The 18,208-nt window shown below is 64.1% G+C and carries 15 protein-coding genes; 13 read left to right on the forward strand and 2 right to left on the reverse strand.

Annotated elements, in window-relative coordinates; translation table 11 throughout:
• Positions 1-51: 51 nt before the first annotated feature.
• Positions 52-1,608: a trimethylamine methyltransferase family protein gene (locus AC58NV_RS19040; protein ID WP_497228528.1), complete on the reverse strand. Its 1,557-nt coding sequence runs from the start codon at positions 1,606-1,608 to the stop codon at positions 52-54.
• A 492-nt stretch (positions 1,609-2,100) separates the two neighbouring features.
• Here AC58NV_RS19040 and repA point away from each other — a divergent pair, with 492 nt between their 5' ends.
• The 8 genes from repA (at position 2,101) to hutU (ending at position 12,539) form a co-directional block, all read left to right on the forward strand.
• Positions 2,101-3,276 (forward strand): plasmid partitioning protein RepA, encoded by a 1,176-nt coding sequence (gene repA / locus AC58NV_RS19045; RefSeq protein ID WP_497228529.1) that lies wholly within the window; start codon positions 2,101-2,103, stop codon positions 3,274-3,276.
• Positions 3,276-4,250 carry a plasmid partitioning protein RepB gene (repB, locus tag AC58NV_RS19050; RefSeq protein WP_497228530.1) on the forward strand — a complete coding sequence of 325 codons (975 nt, stop codon included), beginning with the start codon at positions 3,276-3,278 and terminating at the stop codon, positions 4,248-4,250. Before repA ends, repB begins: the two co-directional genes overlap by 1 nt.
• A 181-nt stretch (positions 4,251-4,431) precedes the next feature.
• Positions 4,432-5,574, forward strand: coding sequence for a plasmid replication protein RepC (gene repC / locus AC58NV_RS19055; RefSeq protein ID WP_497228531.1), 1,143 nt, complete (start codon positions 4,432-4,434; stop codon positions 5,572-5,574).
• 344 nt (positions 5,575-5,918) lie between these two features.
• Complete coding sequence (locus tag AC58NV_RS19060) at positions 5,919-7,244, forward strand: MFS transporter (protein WP_497228570.1); 1,326 nt, start codon at positions 5,919-5,921, stop codon at positions 7,242-7,244.
• A gap of 105 nt (positions 7,245-7,349) precedes the next feature.
• Positions 7,350-8,558 carry an imidazolonepropionase gene (gene hutI / locus AC58NV_RS19065; protein WP_497228532.1) on the forward strand — a complete coding sequence of 403 codons (1,209 nt, stop codon included), beginning with the start codon at positions 7,350-7,352 and terminating at the stop codon, positions 8,556-8,558.
• Entirely contained in the window at positions 8,555-10,078 is a 1,524-nt protein-coding gene (gene hutH, locus AC58NV_RS19070) for a histidine ammonia-lyase (protein ID WP_497228533.1), read from the forward strand. Before hutI ends, hutH begins: the two co-directional genes overlap by 4 nt.
• Positions 10,075-10,860: an N-formylglutamate deformylase gene (hutG, locus tag AC58NV_RS19075; protein ID WP_497228534.1), complete on the forward strand. Its 786-nt coding sequence runs from the start codon at positions 10,075-10,077 to the stop codon at positions 10,858-10,860. Before hutH ends, hutG begins: the two co-directional genes overlap by 4 nt.
• Complete coding sequence (gene hutU / locus AC58NV_RS19080; RefSeq protein ID WP_497228535.1) at positions 10,857-12,539, forward strand: urocanate hydratase; 1,683 nt, start codon at positions 10,857-10,859, stop codon at positions 12,537-12,539. Before hutG ends, hutU begins: the two co-directional genes overlap by 4 nt.
• A 53-nt stretch (positions 12,540-12,592) precedes the next feature.
• Here hutU and AC58NV_RS19085 read toward each other — a convergent pair whose 3' ends face one another.
• Positions 12,593-13,267: a GntR family transcriptional regulator gene (locus tag AC58NV_RS19085; protein WP_497228536.1), complete on the reverse strand. Its 675-nt coding sequence runs from the start codon at positions 13,265-13,267 to the stop codon at positions 12,593-12,595.
• A gap of 107 nt (positions 13,268-13,374) precedes the next feature.
• On the opposite strand from AC58NV_RS19085, the gene AC58NV_RS19090 reads away from it, so the two are divergent.
• Genes AC58NV_RS19090 through AC58NV_RS19110 form a run of 5 tightly spaced genes read left to right on the forward strand, consistent with a single transcriptional unit; the run spans position 13,375 to position 18,185 of the window.
• A complete protein-coding gene (locus AC58NV_RS19090) occupies positions 13,375-13,977 on the forward strand; it encodes an amino acid synthesis family protein (RefSeq protein ID WP_497228537.1) in 603 nt (200 codons plus the stop codon).
• A complete protein-coding gene (locus AC58NV_RS19095) occupies positions 13,949-14,752 on the forward strand; it encodes an alpha/beta fold hydrolase (protein WP_497228538.1) in 804 nt (267 codons plus the stop codon). Before AC58NV_RS19090 ends, AC58NV_RS19095 begins: the two co-directional genes overlap by 29 nt.
• Entirely contained in the window at positions 14,749-15,675 is a 927-nt protein-coding gene (locus tag AC58NV_RS19100; protein WP_497228539.1) for a flavin reductase, read from the forward strand. The genes AC58NV_RS19095 and AC58NV_RS19100 overlap by 4 nt, the downstream gene beginning before the upstream one ends.
• A complete protein-coding gene (locus AC58NV_RS19105) occupies positions 15,672-16,709 on the forward strand; it encodes an LLM class flavin-dependent oxidoreductase (protein ID WP_497228540.1) in 1,038 nt (345 codons plus the stop codon). Before AC58NV_RS19100 ends, AC58NV_RS19105 begins: the two co-directional genes overlap by 4 nt.
• Positions 16,710-16,721: 12 nt before the next feature.
• Complete coding sequence (locus AC58NV_RS19110; RefSeq protein ID WP_497228541.1) at positions 16,722-18,185, forward strand: aldehyde dehydrogenase; 1,464 nt, start codon at positions 16,722-16,724, stop codon at positions 18,183-18,185.
• Positions 18,186-18,208 lie beyond the last annotated feature (23 nt).

Here is an 18,208-nt window from a genome sequence, read left to right on the forward strand (position 1 = left end):
AGAAAAAAGGCCCGCCCATTTTGGTTGGGGCGGGCCAGTCGGGGAGGAAGCTTAGTAATCCTGGTTCAGCTCATCCGCGGCGGGGATTTCACGCTCGCGGCGGGCGATATAGTCGAGCAGTTCTTCGTTCTTGGCCTCGTCCAGCTTCGGTTCCTGGTATTCCGCCAGCAGTTTCTTGGCGCGGGTCAAGGCGCGTTCGGTGATCTCGACGCTGCCCTCGGCCTGCCACTGCTCGATCGAGTTGTTGTCGAACAGCTCCGGCATGAAGAACGCCTGCTGGAAGTTCTCCTGGGTGTGCGGATGGCCCAGGTAGTGGCCGCCAGGGCCGACATCCGGCACCGCGGCAACGGCCTGTTCAAAGTCGTCCCATTTCGGGCCTTCCGCCATCCGGTAGGCCATCGCGCATTGCTCTGCATCAACGATGAACTTGGCGACCGAGCAGTGCATGCCGGCCTCGTTCCAGCCCGCCGAGTGCCAGATGTAGTTGGCGCCGGCGTGGATCACAGCCGACAGGGTGGTGGCGGATTCATACCCCGCCTGCGCGTCAAAGGTCTTGGCGCCGCCCAGGGTGTTCGAGGTCCGCCACGGCACATCGTAATAGCGCGCCATCTGGCCGATCATGAAGTTCATCAGACTGATTTCCGGAGTGCCCGCCATCGGCGCGCCGGACTTCATGCTGACGGTCGACAGGTAATGGCCGTAGATCGCCGGGGTGCCCGGGTTGCAGACCTGGGTATAGGCCAGCGCCGACAACGCCTCGGCATTCAGCTGCGCAACCGAGGCTGCGACCGAGGCCGGGGTGTTGGCGCCGCCCAGAACGAAGGGCGAGCAGAGCACCGGCTGGCGGCGCTTACCGAAAGCGCGCATGGCGCCCAGCATGGTTTCATCCCAGACCAGCGGCGAGTTGCCGTTGCAGTTGCCTGTGGTGACCGGGTTGTTCATAATGAACTCTTCGCCGAACAGGATGGCGCACATATCCATCACGTCCTCGGCGTTCTTGGGGCTGGTGGTCATGCCCATGAACGTCTTGTCCGAATATTTCATCGACGAATAGGTGATGCGCAGGTGGCGCTGGCTGATCGGGTGATCGTAAGGCTCAACGATGTGGTGCGCCGAAGAATGCAGCGCCGGCATCATATGCGCCAGCTTGTGGAACATCGCCAGATCTTCCAGCATCGGGTTGCGACGCACATCCTCCAGGTCGCGCAGGAACGGCGCGCCGGTCATCGGCACGAAGATCGAGTTCTTGCCGCCCAGGCGCACGTTTTTCTGCGGGTCGCGCGCGTGATAGGTGAAATCGCTGGGGATGGTCTTGATCAGCTCGCGCACCAGGCCGCGGTCGAGATAGACAAGCTCGCCATCAACCTTGGCGCCCGCGCGCTTCCAGTCTTCCAGCGCGATGGGATCGCGGAACTGGACGCCGACGTTTTCCAGGATGTTCATCGACGCGTTGTCGATACGCTCGACCTGGCTGCCATCCATCACCTCGCACAGGGGGATATTGCGGGTCAGGCCCGGCAGCATGTCGAACTTGGGGGCGGTGCGCAGGGCGCGGCGGGCGTTGCGGCCGCCGGAGCGTGCGCGGGATGTGGTGGCTTGCTCAGTCATGGCAGGGGTCTCCTTTGACCGGCAGTTTCACCAAATGAATCGGGATTCACCTGCAGGATTGCGAAATCCGGTTGCAGAAACCGACACTCCATCCCATGGAACCGGCCCGGGCCTGTCCACCCCTGCCTGGTGTGGGCCAGACGGCACGCACCTTCCCCCTGCCTCCGGCCCTGTTTAGAGCCTGATTTCGCTGCAAACACAGGATTTTCCGAATTTCGCGCGACTCAGCCGCGGTCGAATGCTGCGCAATATGCAAAGTCGCACCGGGTTTTGCCCCTCCCCTGCCCTGTGTTGCGCCTAGTGAAGGTTTTTCATACATTTCAGCACGTTATCCGAGATATTGCCATGCAGGCGGGAATCCGGCACACCACGGCCAAGGCCCGATGCAACCTTTAAATGAAGGAATCTATTGCAAAACGCTGCTCGCATTGCGTATAGAAACGATAAATAAAGCGCTGACGCAAAACAGCGTTACTATCGAGAGGGCAGCAGGTGGCAATAGCACTCCACATCAATCAGCGTATCCGCGAGAACGCGGAAAATCTCAGTGCGGCCCTCAACAGCCACATGCTGGCCAGTTTCGCGCCGGATGCAAGGAAGGAATTGCGCCTGTTCAGCGCCGGCGAGGCGGCAGAGATGCTGGGGATCTCTCCCAGTTTCCTGCGCAAGCTGCATTTTGACGGCAAATTCCCCGAGGTTCACACCACGCCGGGCGGCCGCCGCCACTATTCCGCCGCTGACCTGATGGAGATGCGCAAGGTCCTGGATGCCGCGGCCAAGACACCCGGCACCTACCTGCGCGGCCGCCGCGAGGGCGACAAGGTTCAGGTGCTGTCGTTCCTGAACTTCAAGGGCGGCTCGGGCAAGACCACATCGTCGATCCACACCGCGCAGCGGCTGGCGCTCAAGGGCTACCGGGTGCTGGCGGTGGATATCGACCCGCAGGCGTCCCTGACGACGCTTTTCGGCTACCAGCCGGAGGTCGATTTCCTCGAGACAGGGACTATTTATGACGCAATCCGCTATGAAGACCCCCTGCCCCTGCGAGACATCATCCAGGAAACCTATTTCGCCAATCTGGACCTGGCGCCGGGCGGGCTGATCCTGCAGGAATTCGAGCATGAGACCCCGCAGGCGCTGATCAACAACGTGCAGCCCGCGTTCTTCTCGCGCATGGCCGCGGCGCTGGAGGAGGTTGAGGCCGATTACGATGTGATCATCTTCGACTGCCCGCCGCAGCTGGGCTATCTCACCATGTCGGCGCTCTGCGCCTCGACGGGCGTGATCATCACCGTGGTGCCGAACATGCTCGACATCGCCTCAATGTCGCAGTTCCTGCAGATGTCAGCCGAGCTGCTGGATGTGGTCTCCAACGCGGGCGCCACGCTGGAATTCGATTTTCTGCGCTTTCTGATCAACCGTTACGAGCCGAATGACGGTCCGCAGCAACAGGTGGTTGCATTCCTGCGGCAATTGTTCGGCGAGGAGGTCATGGTCGCCCCGATGCTGAAATCCACCGCGATTTCCGATGCGGGGCTGACCCAGCAGACGGTCTACGAGGTCGAAAGATCCCAGTTTCACAGGTCAACCTATGACCGTGCGGTCGATTCACTGAATCAAGTTAACGATGAAATAGAATCGCTCCTTCAACAAGCATGGAGGCGTTGATGGCACGCAAAGGCATTCTCAGCACGGCACTCAGCAGCCCGGCAGCAACCGCTGGCGGGCCGAAACCCAAGATGATGCCCCGCGGCGCGGTCGGCGCGCTGCAATCCTCGCTCAGCAAGCTGCAGGAAAGCGCGGTGCAGGAGATCGACGCCGCGCTGATCGACGACGCCGGTTACGAGGACCGGCTGGGCCTGGACGGTGCCGCGCTTAACCAGCTGAAGGAGAGCCTGCGGACCTATGGCCAGCAGGTGCCGGTGCTGCTGCGCCCGCATCCCAAGGCGCCGGGCCGGTTCGAGATCGTCTATGGCCGCCGCCGCCTGATGGCGCTGCGGGAGCTTGGCCTGCCGGTCAAGGCGATGGTGCGGCAGCTGGACGACCACGCGCTGGTAATGGCGCAGGGGCAGGAAAACACCTCGCGCCTGGACCTCAGCTTCATCGAAAAGGCGTCATTTGCGGCGCAGCTGCAGGACGACGGCTATGACCGGCCGACAATTGCCGCGGCGCTATCGATCGACCTGCCGATGGTGTCGCGGATGCTGAAGGTCGGTACGGCCTTTGAGCTGCCGTTCTTGCGGGCCATCGGCTCTGCCCCCGGCATCGGCCGCGACCGCTGGATGCAGATGGTCAAGCTGTTTGACGATCCCGCCGCGCGGGCCCGGGCAGTCACCCGGACTAACCGGCCCGATTTCACCACTTTTGACTCCGACGGGCGGTTCGAGGCGGTTCTGACCCATGCCCAGGGCGTGAGCCAGGAGGTGAAAGCACCCCCTGCCCCGCCGAAATCCCGCGCCCTGCCGGGCAGCAACGGCGCTGAGGTCGCAGGCATCAAGACAACCGCCAAGGGCATCACCCTGACGATCTCCGGCAAGCACGCGCCCGGCTTTGACGCCTGGTTCGACGAAAACGCGGAAGAGATCATGGCAGAGCTTCACGGCCGCTGGCAGCAAGACCAGCCCGAGCAGCCGGAAGACTGAGCAAGAGCAGAGAAAACAGGACAGGAGGCACGTAAACAGGCAAAAGAAAAGCCCCCCAGGACATTACATCCCAGAAGGCCGTTCTCAGATTTAGCACCTTTGGAATAGCCTCTCAGACTCGTCAGTGTCAACTCTGTGCGTCGCACAGGGGCGGGTATTTTTTGTCTTTCGTGAAAAAATCATGGAACAGGCGTCCCAAATCGCATTTGGGCGGCAGGATCCGTGCGGCCGGCTGGCGGGTACTCACGACAAGTGGGACCTTCTGGCTGCGCTGACGCACGCCGCCGCGGAATTTGAACTGAGCCACCGCACCCTGGGCGTCTTGAAGGCACTGCTGACCTTCTTCCCGGACCGCGCCCTGCCTGCGGAACCGGGCAGCGCCATCGTGTTCCCCTCGAACCGCAAGCTGATGGAGCGCCTCAACGGAATGCCCGAAAGCACCCTGCGCCGCCATCTGGCTGCGTTGACCCGCCTCGGGATTGTCAGCCGGAAGAACAGCCCCAACCGCAAACGCTACGCGCGCCGGGTTGGCGAGGACACCGCGATGGCCTTCGGCTTCGACCTCTCTCCCCTCGCCCGCAACGCCGCTCAGGTCTTTGACGCCGCGCTGCATGCCAAGGCCCGCACCGAGCGTCTGGCTGTACTGCGCGACACCGTGGCCGTCCTGCGGCAGCGACTGCTGGAAGTGGCGTATGACACGGCTGACGCACTGCTGGACTCCGCCCGCAAACTGCTGCGCCGCAAACCCTGCGAACCCGAACTGACCGGAATGGCCGAGGCCCTGCGCGCAGAAATTGCCCGCCGTGCGCCCCAAGAAGAAACCCAGGAGTCCAAGCTGGCAGCACCCGAAATGAGCGGCCACGACAGCCGGAATGAGCGGCACATACAGGATTCAGTAAAAAAAGATTCTGACTCTGAAGGGCCGCAAGCTTGCGCACCCTCCCCCCAGCCGCAGTGCTCAGGCGCAAATGACAGCGCTACTGAGAAAGCCAGTGATCTCTCCACCGTCCTGCGCGCCTGCCCCGAGGTGCAGAGTTATTACCCCGGCTCGTTGCGCAGCTGGCAGGATGCCGACCGGATTGCCGAAACCCTGTCACCGATGATGGGCATCGAGATGCCGGTTCTGAGCGACGCGCGCGCTGCCATGGGTCGCAAGGAAGCGGCAACCGCAGTGATGTGCATGCTGGAGAAACTGGGAACCATCCGCAGTCCCGGCGCCTATCTGCGGCGGCTGGCGCAGAAAGCACGGGCAGGCCAATTCTCCACCGCGCCGATGCTGAATGCGCTGCTGCAATCGCCTCGCCCGGCGGAAGTTGTCAGCTGACAATTTTTGCTAAGCGGGGTTTCCCGGAGGAGTTACAAAACGCCGGCAAACCCGCTTCCGCACCTTTGATGCATCAGCTTGCCCACTCCCAGTGCTATGGCATCACAGCGCAGCGCCCAGAATTGTCAGCTAGCAATTCCTCAGAGGGCCTGGTTTCCAGGCGGGGTTGCAATGGTCCAAAATGCTCACTCTGCAGCAAACAGGTTTCGGTCCGGCCGAACAGAAATTGTCAGCTGACAATTTTCACCTCTGCTGCGGTCTTCCGGCAATTTGAAGCATTGCCTTCTGCGCCATCTGGTAGTCACAGTGACGGGAAACTACCCAGCCTAAGGACCCCGCCGCTCATACTTTCGATCCTGCGTAACCGGACGTACCGGCATCTGTTTTTGGCCCAGATCGTGGCGCTGTCCGGCACCGGTCTCGCCACCGTGGCGCTTGGCCTTCTGGCCTTTGACCTGGCCGGGGAGCGCGCCGGTGTGGTGCTGGGCACTGCGCTGACGATCAAGATGGTGGCCTATGTCACCGTAGCCCCGATCGCTGCCGCCTGGGCGGAGCAGGTTGACCGGCGCAGGATGCTGATCACCCTGGACATGGTGCGGATGGCGGTGGCTGTTTGCCTGCCGTTCGTAACGGAGGTTTGGCAGGTCTATATTCTGATCTTCGTGCTGCAGTCCGCGTCCGCGGGTTTCACGCCTGCCTTCCAGGCTTCGATCCCCGATGTGCTGACGGAGGAGAAAGACTACACCCAGGCGCTGTCGCTGTCGCGGCTGGCCTATGAGCTTGAAAGCCTTGTCTGCCCGATGCTTGCAGCGGCGCTGCTGGTGCTGGTAAGCTCCTCGACGCTGTTCTGGGGGACTGCGGCGGGGTTTGCCGCCTCTGCGCTGCTGCTGCTCTCCATCGCTTTGCCGTCGCCGGAGCCCAAGGCGCCCCGGCCAGTCTGGGACCGCACCACCCGCGGCATCCGCAACTATCTGCGGACACCGCGGCTGCGCGGGCTGCTGGCGCTGAACTGGGTGGTGTCGGCTATGGCGACGATGGTGCTGGTCAACACGGTGGTGCTGGTGCGCGCAGGCATGGGTCAGGGGGAAAGCGCGGTGGCCCTGGCCCTGGCTTGCTTTGGCGGCGGCTCGATGCTGTCGGCGATGCTGCTGCCGCGGCTGCTGGAGCGCTTGCCGGACCGCAGCGTGATGCTGGCGGGCGGCGCCCTTGGGAGTGCTGCACTGGGTCTGCTGGCGCTGACTTCCCTGGCTTGGCCACTGGGGTTTGCACGGCTGGCAATTGCCTGGTTCGTGATCGGCCTCGGCTACTCCGCGGTGCTGACGCCTTCAGGGCGGCTGCTGGCGCGCTCCGCCCATGCGGCGGACCGGCCTGCGATCTTTGCCGCGCAGTTCACCCTGTCGCACGCCTGCTGGCTGGTCTTTTATCCGCTGTCGGCCTGGCTGATGGCGGCCTGGGGGGCGGGTGCGGCGATGCTGGTCCTAGCGCTCTTGGCCGCCGCGGGTCTGATCGCGGCGGGGTATCTGTGGCCCCGCGACAGCGCGTCCCCGGTTGCGCATAGCCACCCGGACCTGCCCCCGGATCACCCGCATCTGCAGGGCGGCCATCCGCACGCGCATCCGATCATCATCGATGAACTGCACCCGCGGATACCTCAGAAAGGGCGCATCTGAGGGCGTCCGGGGCAGGGAACGGCTTAATCATTTTATGACTAGACATAATCCTCTAAATGAGTAGCTTATTGCCAAACCGGCAACTGAGCGACTCGGGGGGATTCCGTGACAGGAAACTACGTTCTGACAGGCGCCCGGCTGGTCACGATGGCCAGTTCAGGCACGCCCTACGGGCTGATTGAAGACGGCGCGGTGGCGGTGTCGGACGGGCAGATCGTCTGGGCCGGGCCGCGGCAGGAATTGTCAGCTGACAATTTCCCCTGGAAGCATGTTGATCTGGCCGGGCGGCTGGTGACGCCGGGTCTGATCGACTGCCACACCCATATCGTCTTTGGCGGCAACCGGGCGATGGAGTTCGAGATGCGCCTGAACGGGGCGTCTTACGAGGAAGTCGCAAGGGCAGGGGGCGGCATCGTCTCCACTGTCTCCGCCACCCGCGAGGCCTCGCTGGAGGCGCTGGTGCAGGACGCGCTGCCGCGTCTGGATGCGCTGATCGCCGAAGGCGCCACGGTGGTGGAGGTGAAATCCGGCTACGGGCTGGACCTGAAGACCGAGCTGAACATGCTGCGCGCTGCCCGCCGCCTGGGGGAACTGCGCCCGGTGACGGTGAAAACCACCTTCCTCGGCGCTCATGCGACGCCCGGCGAATACAAGGGCCGCGACGATGACTACATCGACGCGGTCTGCATTTCCGCCCTGCGCGCCGCCCATGCCGAGGGGCTGGTGGATGCGGTCGACGGCTTCTGCGAAAACATCGCCTTTGCGCCTGCGCAGATCGAGCGGGTGTTCAAGGCGGCGCAAGAGCTGGGGCTGCCGGTGAAACTGCACGCCGAGCAGCTGAGCCACCAGGGCGGCACCGCGCTGGCGGCGAAGTACGGCGCATTGTCAGTCGATCACGTGGAATACGCCACCGAGGACGATGCCAGGGCGATGGCTGCGTCCGGTTCTGTCGCGGTGATCCTGCCGGGCGCCTTCTATACCATCCGGGAAACGCAGGCGCCGCCGATCGAACACTTCCGCGCCCACGGAGTGCCGATGGTGCTGGCGACGGACTGCAACCCCGGCTCCTCGCCGCTGACCTCGCTGCTCTTGACGATGAACATGGGCTGCACCCTGTTCCGGATGACGCCGGAGGAGGCGCTGGCAGGCGTCACTCGCAACGCTGCCCGTGCGCTGGGGCTAACGGACCGCGGCCAGATCACCGCCGGTATGCGCGCCGATCTGGCGATCTGGGACGTGGAAACGCCCGGCGAGCTCGCCTACCGCATCGGCTTCAACCCGCTTTACACCCGTATCTATGAGGGAAAACGATGATCGAGATGATCCCCGGCAAGGTAACGCTGTCCACGCTGGAAGATATCTACCGCAACCTGACCCCGGCCAAGCTGGCGTCTTCGGCGCGCAAGCCGGTGGAGGCTGCGGCGCAGATGGTGGCAGATGCCGCTGGCGGACAAGAGGCGGTCTATGGCATCAACACGGGTTTCGGCAAATTGGCCTCGACCAAGATCGCTCCGGCTGACACTGCCACTCTTCAACGCAACCTGATCCTCAGCCATTGCTGCGGGGTAGGGGAGGCGCTGCCGGAGGACAAGACCCGGCTGATGATGACGCTGAAGCTCTTGTCGATGGGCCGCGGCGCTTCAGGCGTGCGCTGGCTGGTGATCGAACAGATCGAGCAGATGCTGGCGCGCGGCGTGGTGCCGGTGATCCCGTCGCAGGGCTCCGTGGGTGCATCGGGCGACTTGGCGCCGCTGGCGCATATGGCGGCGGCGATGATCGGGGCAGGGGAGGCCACGTTCGATGGCACCCGCATGTCCAGCGCGGAAGCGCTGAAAAAGGCCGGGTTAGAGCCGATTGTGCTGGGTCCCAAGGAAGGCCTGGGGCTGATCAACGGCACCCAGTTTTCCACCGCCTGCGCCTTGGCCGGTTTGTTTGACGCCTGGCGCATGGCTGAGGCCTCGATGGCGATTGCCTCGCTCACCACCGACGCGATCATGGGCTCCACCGCGCCGCTGGTTGCCGACATCCATAGCTTGCGCGGCCATGCCGGGCAGATCGATGTGGCGCGGGAAATGCGCGATATCATGGACGGTTCCGAGATCCGCGAGAGCCACCGCGAGGGCGACACCCGGGTGCAGGACCCGTACTGCATCCGCTGCCAGCCGCAGGTGGTGGGCGCGGCGTTGGACGTGCTGCGGATGGCCGCCAAGACGCTGGAGATCGAAGCCAACGCCGTCACCGACAACCCGCTGGTGCTGGTGAACGAAGGGCGCATTGTCTCGGGCGGCAACTTCCATGCCGAATACGTAGGCTTTGCTGCCGATCAGATCGCGCTGGCGGTGGCCGAAATCGGCGCCATCGCACAGCGCCGGGTGGCGCTGATGGTGGACCCGACTCTGAGCCACGACTTGCCGCCGTTCCTGACGCCTGATCCCGGTTTGAACTCCGGCTTCATGATCGCCGAGGTGACCACCGCCGCGCTGATGAGCGAGAACAAGCATTTAGCGAACCCTTGTGTCACCGACTCAACCCCAACGTCAGCTAATCAGGAGGACCACGTGTCGATGGCCGCCCACGGCGCGCTGCGGCTGGGACGGATGAACGCCAACCTGTCGGTGATCCTTGGCGTCGAAATGCTCTGTGCCGCGCAAGGGGTGGAGGCGCGTGCGCCGCTGCAAACCTCGGCCCGGCTGCAGGACGTGCTGGCAATGCTGCGCTCTGACATCCCCGCACTGGCAGAGGACCGCTACCTGGCGCCGGATATTGAATCCGCAAGCGCCATGGTCCGCGCGGGCCGGGTTGCGGATGCCGCAGGCGTGAAGGTGGCGGCATGATCGAAGTGACCCAAGGCACCTCGCCGCTGGTGCTGGGGCTGCCCCACACCGGCACCGATGTGCCGCCGGACATCTGGGACTGCCTGAACGAGACGGGCAGGGCGCTGGCGGACACAGACTGGCATATCCATGACCTGTATTCCGGGCTGGTAGAAGACATCACTACCGTCCGCACGCCGGTCCACCGCTATGTGATCGACGTGAACCGTGATCCGGGTGGTATCAGTCTCTATCCCGGGCAAAACACCACTACTCTGGTGCCGCTCACGGATTTTGACGGGCTGCCGATCTGGCAGGAGGGCAAGGAGCCGGATGAGGCGGAGATCACCCGCCGCCGTGACGCCTATCACGCGCCCTATCACGCGGCGCTGATGGCGGAGCTGGAGCGGGTGAAGGCCATTCACGGTTTCGCCATCCTCTACGATTGCCACTCGATCCGCGGCGACATTCCGTTCCTGTTCGAAGGCCGTCTGCCGGATTTCAGCGTCGGCACCAACATGGGCGAAACCTGCGACGCGGCCATCGAGGCGCTGACCGTGGCCCATTGCGAGGCGGCGGAGGGCTATACCTCCACCCTCAACGGGCGCTTCAAGGGCGGCTGGACCACCCGCCACTACGGGCGCCCCGCTGACGGCCTGCACGCGATCCAGATGGAGCTGGCACAGGCCACCTACTGCCAGGAAAGCCCGCCCTGGACCTACCTGCCGGAGCGCGCCGAACAGCTGCGCGTCCATCTCACCAACATTCTGACTGATCTCAAAACCTGGAGGCCCTCGGCATGAGCGATCCCCGCAAGAACACCCGCGACATCTTCCCGCCCACCGGCCCGGAAATCACCGCCAAGTCCTGGCTGACCGAGGCGCCGATGCGGATGATGATGAACAACCTGCATCCCGACGTTGCGGAAAACCCGCATGAGCTGGTGGTCTACGGTGGCATCGGCCGCGCCGCGCGGACCTGGAAGGATTTCGATCTGATCGTCGAGAACCTGAAAAACCTCGAGGAAGACCAGACCCTGATGGTGCAGTCCGGTAAGCCGGTCGGCGTGTTCCAGACCCACAAGGACGCGCCGCGGGTGCTGATCGCCAACTCCAACCTGGTGCCGCATTGGGCCAACTGGGACCACTTCAACGAGCTCGATAAGAAGGGTCTGATGATGTACGGCCAGATGACGGCTGGTTCGTGGATCTATATCGGCACGCAAGGCATCGTGCAGGGCACCTATGAGACCTTTGCCGAGGCCGGCCGCCAGCATTACGGCGGCGACCTCAAGGGCAAGTGGATCCTGACCGGCGGCCTGGGCGGCATGGGCGGCGCGCAGCCGCTGGCCGCTGTATTCGCCGGTGCCTGCTGCCTGGCGGTGGAGTGCAACCCCGACTCGATCGACTTCCGCCTGCGCACCAAATACCTGGACGAGAAGGCCGAAACCCTGGACGAGGCGCTGGAGATGATCGAGCGCTGGACCAAAGCGGGCGAGGCGAAATCTGTGGGCCTTCTGGGCAACGCGGCTGAGATCTTCCCGGAGCTGGTGAAGCGCGCCGAAGCAGGCGGCATCCGCCCCGACATCGTGACCGACCAGACCTCGGCCCACGATCCGGTCAACGGCTACCTGCCGCTGGGCTGGACCATGGGCGAGTGGAAAGAGCGCCGTGAGAGCGACAAGAAAGCGGTTGAGAAGGCCGCCCGCGCCTCAATGAAAGTGCAGGTCAAGGCGATGTGCGACTTCCACGCGATGGGCGTTCCGACCGTCGACTATGGCAACAACATCCGCCAGATGGCGCTGGAGGAAGGGCTGGAGAACGCCTTTGACTTCCCGGGCTTCGTGCCCGCCTATATCCGCCCGCTGTTCTGCCGCGGGATAGGCCCGTTCCGCTGGTGCGCGCTGTCGGGCGACCCGGAGGACATCCGCAAGACCGACGCCAAGATGAAAGAGCTGTTCCCGGAGAACGAAGGCCTGCACCGCTGGCTGGACATGGCGCAGGAGCGTATCGCCTTCCAGGGCCTGCCCGCGCGGATTTGCTGGATCGGCCTCGGCGACCGCCACAAGGCAGGCCTCGCCTTCAACGAGATGGTCCGCAACGGCGAGCTGTCGGCGCCGGTCGTCATTGGCCGCGACCATTTGGATAGCGGCTCTGTGGCCTCGCCCAACCGCGAGACCGAGGCGATGATGGACGGCTCCGACGCGGTCTCCGACTGGCCGCTGCTGAACGCGCTCTTGAACACTGCTTCCGGCGCAACCTGGGTGTCGTTGCACCACGGCGGCGGTGTCGGCATGGGCTTCTCGCAGCATTCCGGCGTGGTGATCTGCTGCGACGGCACCGAGGACGCAGACCGCCGCATCGGCCGCGTGCTGTGGAACGACCCGGCCACCGGCGTCATGCGCCATGCGGATGCAGGCTATGACATCGCCAAGGATTGTGCGCGCGAGCACGGGCTGAACCTGCCCGGCATCCTGGGCTGATAAATCAGCCCGCCAAACAAACCTGGGTAGCCGGTTTCTAGTGAGGAGACCGGCTATTTTTCTTGCAACAGGCGCTCTGCGGTGTGTTTGGCATCGCTCAGGTGCTGCTCGATGGCGGACTGCGCAGCCTTTGCATCCCCTGACACAATCGCCTCGCAGATGTCCTGCATATGGGCGGGGCCGGGTTTCTGCCGCTCTGCGGTCGACAGGGTCACCGCCCGCAGCCGGCTGATCCGGCCGTTCAGACGCTGGGCTATTTCCCAAGCGACGTTGTGGCCGGCGCCGTCAAAGATGATCCGGTAAAACTCCGTCGTGGCGCGCAGCATCGGGGTGGGCACGCCTGCCGCCACAGCCTCCTGCAGGCTCTGCAGCGCTGCCCTTAGCTGTTCCGCCAGTTCCGGAGTGATGTTCTGCGCGCAGGCGGTGGCGGCGGCGGTCTCCAGCATCTGGCGGATGTCGTAGATCTGCCGCGCGTCCTGCCAGGTAAGCTGCGCCACAATCGGGCCTTTGCCGGGCAGGATCTCCACCAGGCCTTCGGCCTCCAGATACCGGATGGTCTCGCGCACCACGGTACGGCTGACGCCAAGCTGGTCGCACAGGGGCCGCTCCACCAGCCGTTCGCCGGGCGCAAACTGGCCGGAGATGATCGCCTCGCGCATCCGTTCCTGCACGATGTCGCGCAGGGTCTGCGGCTGGTGGTCGATTTTGCTCATGATGGGGCTGGTCATGGTTCTTCCGATAGCAACCGGGGCAGGGCGGAACAAGTCTGCATTGACATACTGTATGATGGTATACCATATTACGGCAACTGGAATCAGACAGGAAAGATCCGCCCATGCCCGCCGAAATCCGCAAGACGCTGCTGCATGTCGAAGAAACCCTGATCGAGGGCGGCAAGGCAGCGGAAACCCCGCTCAAGATGATTGCCGCGGTGGCGGTGATCAAAAACCCCTGGGCAGGGCAGGGGTTCGTCGACGACCTGCGCCCGGCAATCCATGACTGCGCGCCGGGTCTGGGCGAGAAGCTGACTGCGATGATCCTGGAGGCCGCCGGCGGCGGCAACAAGGTCGAGGGCTACGGCAAATCCGCCATCGTCGGCGTCAATGGGGAGGTGGAGCATGCCTCCGCCCTCATCCACACGCTGCGCTTTGGCAACCATTTCCGCGAGGCAGTGGGGGCGAAATCCTACCTGGCCTTCACCAACACCCGCGGGCCGGCCAATGCCTCGCTGCAGATCCCGCTGATGGACAAGAACGACGGTGGGCGGCGCAGCCATTACCTGACCATCCAGCTGTCGGTCGCGGATGCGCCGGGCCCGGATGAGATCGTGATCGCGCTTGGCGCCTCGATCGGCGGGCGGCCGCATCACCGCATCGGCGACCGCTATCAGGACCTGAAGGAACTGGGCCATGACGTCGACAACCCCGCCGCTGTCTGAGCCTTACGGTGCCGTCACCTGCCAGAGGGCAGGGGAGGGGAGGCCGCTGGTGCTGATCCATGGGGTCGGCATGCAATCGGCAGCCTGGGGGCCGCAGGTTGAGGCTTTTGCCCAGATCCATGAGGTCATTGCGCTGGACATGCCCGGCCACGGCGGCAGCGCGCCGCTGCCGGAAGGGGCGGAGCTGCCGGATTACGTGGCTTGGCTGCACGCTGTGCTGCAGGCGCTGGACCTTGGCCCCGTTTCACTGGCGGGCCATTCTATGGGCGCACTGATTGCCGGCGGTTATGCTGTCAGCCATCCGGAAAACGTCGCCCGCGTGGCGCTGCTGAACGGGGTGTTCCGCCGCTCTGCCGAAGCACGGGCTGCGGTTGAGGCGCGTGCCGCCGAAATCCGTGCCGGCAGCTTTGATCTGGAAACACCGCTGGCGCGGTGGTTCGGGGAGAGTGAGGCTGATCAAGCCGCGCGGGCGCAGGTGGCCGGATGGCTGTCGGGTGTGAACATGGCGGGCTACGCCGCCGCCTACAGCGCCTTTGCCCGTGGCGATAGCACCTATGCGGACGGGTTTGCGGGCATCCGCTGCCCGCTGCTGGCGCTGACCGGCGATGGCGATCCGAATTCGACACCCGATATGGCGCATGCGATGGCCGCCACCGCGCCGCAGGGCAGGGCAGTTGTCATCGAGGACCACCGGCATATGGTCAACCTGACCGCCCCCGCAGCGGTCAACGCCGCCCTGCGGGACTGGCTGAACACCGAAGGAGCAACGTCATGAGCGAGATCGACCCGCGTGCCCTGCGAAACGCATTCGGCACCTTCATGACCGGCGTCACCGTGGTGACAACGCATGATGCGGACGGAAACCCCATCGGTTTTACCGCCAACTCCTTCACCTCCGTGTCGCTGGATCCGCCGCTAGTGCTGGTCTGCATCGCCAATTCCTCCAGCAACTACGCTGCGTTCGAACAGACGGCAGGCTTTGCCATCAACGTGCTGGCGGAGGACCAGAAGGACGTCTCCAACACTTTCGCCCGGCCCGTTGAGGACCGCTTTGCCGCCGTCAGCTGGCAGCAGGGGCCGCAGGGCAGTCCGGTGTTCGAAGGCGTTTCTGCCTGGTTCGATTGTTCCATGCACAACCGGGTCGAAGCCGGTGATCACCTGATCCTGATCGGCAGGGTCGAAGCATTTGAAACCTCGCCCGCGCCGGGGCTGGGATACGCCCGCGGCGCCTATGTGACCGCTGCGGCAGAGGCCGAGGCCCTTAGCCAGGGCGCCAAGCTGATTGTCTCGGCATTGATCGAGCATGAGGGCAAGGTGCTGCTCATGGGCAACGATCAGGGCAAGCTGACGCTGCCGGAAATCCGCGTCGGCAAGGAGGGCGCCTCTGCCGCCCTGGCCAAGCTGATCGCGGACACCGGCGTCGAGGCGGAGCCGGGGTTCATCTATTCCGTTTACGAAGACAAGACGCGCGAACATCAGCACATCTCGTTCCTGTGCCAATCGGCCGGCGGCACACCGGCCAAGGGTGTTTTCACACCGCTGACCCAATCCACGCTGATGGACATTGCCGATGCGGCGATGTGCACCATGCTGGAGCGGTTCGCCAGTGAAGCCCGGATGGGAAATTTCGGGGTGTATTATGGCAATCAGACCACCGGGCAGGTCCGCCCCGTGGCGACAGGGAGCAAGGGCGCATGAAATTTTCCCTCTTTGCGCATATGGAGCGGATTTCCGCGGCAGATGATCAGAAGCGGCTTTATGACGAGTTCATCCAGCTGTGCAAAATCGCCGATGACGGCGGTATGCATGCGGTCTGGACGGGTGAGCATCACGGGATGAACTTCACCATCTCGCCGAACCCGTTCCTGAACCTGATTGACGTGGCGCGGCACACCAAGAACGTGCGCCTGGGTACGGGGACGGTGATTGCGCCGTTCTGGCATCCGATCCGGCTGGCGGGCGAGGCGGCGATGACCGACATCATCACCAATGGCCGCCTGGATCTGGGCATCGCGCGTGGTGCCTATTCGTTTGAATATGAGCGGATGATGCCCGGCATGGATGCCTGGGAGGCGGGCCAGCGGATGCGGGAGCTGATCCCGGCGGTGCAGGGCCTGTGGCAGGGAGACTATGCGCAGGAGGGGGAGTTCCATTCCTTCCCCAAGACGACTTCTTCGCCCAAGCCGCTGCAGGAAAACGGCCCGCCGATCTGGGTGGCAGCGCGGGACCCGAACAGCCATGAATTCGCGGTGGCCAATGGCTGCAATGTGCAGGTGACGCCGCTGTGGAAAGGCGACGAGGAAATCGCCGACCTGATGGGCAAGTTCAACGATGCCTGCGCCAAGCACAGCGATGTGCCGCGGCCCAAGATCATGCTGCTGCAGCACACCTATGTGGCCGACAGCGCCGAGGATGTGAAACGCGGGGCGGAGGAGCTCAATCTCTTCTACTGCTACTTCGGGGCCTGGTTCATGAACAAGCGGGACGTCAGCCAGGGCCTGATCGACCCGCTGAGCGACGAGGAGATTGCCGAGCATCCCTTCTACAGCCCCGAAGCGATGGAGCGCGATCTGGTGATTGGCGAACCGGCGGCGGTGATCGAGCGGCTGAAAAAGTATGAGGCGCTGGGGTATGATGAATACTCGTTCTGGATCGACAGCAGCATGAGTTTCGAGCGAAAGAAAGCCTCGCTTGAGCGGTTCATCACCGAAGTCATGCCCGCGTTTCAGTAAAGGAACCTGAGAATGCAGACCTTCCAGCAGTATATCAGCGGTGCGTTTGAAGATGCGGGCGCAACGTTTGAGAGCCTCGATCCAGCCACCGGAAAACCCTGGGCGCAGATGCCGGCCGCTTCGGCGGAGGATGTGGACCGGGCGGTGCGGGCTGCGGATGCTGCGTTCTTCTCCCCTGAATGGGCTGGGATGAGTGCCACCCAGCGCGGCAAGCTGTTGATGCGGCTCGCCGATCTGGTGGCGGAGAACGCGCCGCGTCTGGCGGAGCTGGAGACCCTCGACACTGGCAAGATCATCCGCGAAACTTCGGCGCAGATCGCCTATGTGGCGGAATACTACCGCTACTACGCAGGCCTCGCCGACAAGATCGAAGGCGCGCATCTGCCGATTGATAAACCGGACATGGAGGTCTGGCTGCGGCGCGAGCCGGTGGGTGTGGTCGCCGCCATCGTGCCGTGGAATTCGCAGCTGTTCCTGTCTGCTGTCAAAATCGGCCCGGCGCTGGCGGCGGGTTGCACCGTGGTTCTGAAGGCGTCGGAGGAAGGCCCGGCGCCGATGCTGGAATTTGCCCGGATTTTTGATCAGGCGGGTTTCCCACCCGGCGTGCTGAACGTGATCACCGGCGGGCCGGAGGCGGGTGCGGCGCTGACCAGCCACGCGGGCGTTGCCCATGTGGCCTTTACCGGCGGGCCGGAAACCGCGCGTCATATCGTGCGCAATTCGGCGGAAAACCTCGCCTCCACCTCGCTGGAGCTGGGCGGCAAGTCGCCCTTCATCGTGTTTGACGATGCCGATCTGGAAAGCGCGGTGAATGCGCAGGTTTCTGGCATCTTCGCCGCCACCGGGCAAAGCTGCGTCGCCGGATCGCGGCTGGTGATCCAGAAGGGGATCAAGGACGCCTTCCTGAAGCGGCTGAAGGAAAAGGCCGAAGCGGTGGTTATCGGCGCGCCGGATGACATGGCGACCGAAGTGGGGCCGCTCTGCACCCTGAAACAGCGCGACCATGCGGTGCAGCTGATCGAGGCGTCTGTTGCGGCCGGAGCGAAGCTGGTTACAGGCGGCACGGTACCGGAAGGGGAGGGGTTCTATTTCCCGCCCACGGTTCTGGAGTGCTCCGATGCACCGGAGGCGCCCTGCCTGTCGAACGAATTCTTCGGCCCCGTGCTGTCGGTGGTGGCGTTCGAGACCGAAGCCGAGGCCATGGAGATTGCCAACAACACGGCCTTCGGCCTGGCCTCGGGCGTGTTTACGCAGAACCTCACCCGCGCGCACCGGATGATCCGTGGCATCCGGGCCGGTATCGTCTGGGTCAACACATACCGCGCCGTCAGCCCGATTGCGCCGTTCGGCGGCCATGAGCTGTCCGGGCATGGGCGCGAGGGCGGGCTGCAGGCGGCGCTCGATTACACCAAGGTCAAGGCGGTCTGGCTGCGCACCAGCGATGATCCGATCCCCGATCCCTTTGTGATGCGCTGAATTGGTTCGGGCGGAAACGAGGG

Source organism: Leisingera sp. ANG49 (genome assembly GCF_059694505.1).

Excerpts from the sequence above, each read along its gene's own strand:
- repC (WP_497228531.1), top strand. The coding sequence starts at position 4,432 with ATGGAACAGGCGTCCCAAATCGCATTTGGGCGGCAGGATCCGTGCGGC.
- repB (WP_497228530.1), top strand. The coding sequence starts at position 3,276 with ATGGCACGCAAAGGCATTCTCAGCACGGCACTCAGCAGCCCGGCAGCA.
- AC58NV_RS19040 (WP_497228528.1), bottom strand. The coding sequence starts at position 1,608 with ATGACTGAGCAAGCCACCACATCCCGCGCACGCTCCGGCGGCCGCAAC.
- AC58NV_RS19095 (WP_497228538.1), top strand. The coding sequence starts at position 13,949 with ATGACGTCGACAACCCCGCCGCTGTCTGAGCCTTACGGTGCCGTCACC.
- hutU (WP_497228535.1), top strand. The coding sequence starts at position 10,857 with ATGAGCGATCCCCGCAAGAACACCCGCGACATCTTCCCGCCCACCGGC.
- hutG (WP_497228534.1), top strand. The coding sequence starts at position 10,075 with ATGATCGAAGTGACCCAAGGCACCTCGCCGCTGGTGCTGGGGCTGCCC.
- AC58NV_RS19090 (WP_497228537.1), top strand. The coding sequence starts at position 13,375 with ATGCCCGCCGAAATCCGCAAGACGCTGCTGCATGTCGAAGAAACCCTG.
- AC58NV_RS19100 (WP_497228539.1), top strand. The coding sequence starts at position 14,749 with ATGAGCGAGATCGACCCGCGTGCCCTGCGAAACGCATTCGGCACCTTC.
- AC58NV_RS19105 (WP_497228540.1), top strand. The coding sequence starts at position 15,672 with ATGAAATTTTCCCTCTTTGCGCATATGGAGCGGATTTCCGCGGCAGAT.
- AC58NV_RS19085 (WP_497228536.1), bottom strand. The coding sequence starts at position 13,267 with ATGACCAGCCCCATCATGAGCAAAATCGACCACCAGCCGCAGACCCTG.
- hutH (WP_497228533.1), top strand. The coding sequence starts at position 8,555 with ATGATCGAGATGATCCCCGGCAAGGTAACGCTGTCCACGCTGGAAGAT.
- AC58NV_RS19110 (WP_497228541.1), top strand. The coding sequence starts at position 16,722 with ATGCAGACCTTCCAGCAGTATATCAGCGGTGCGTTTGAAGATGCGGGC.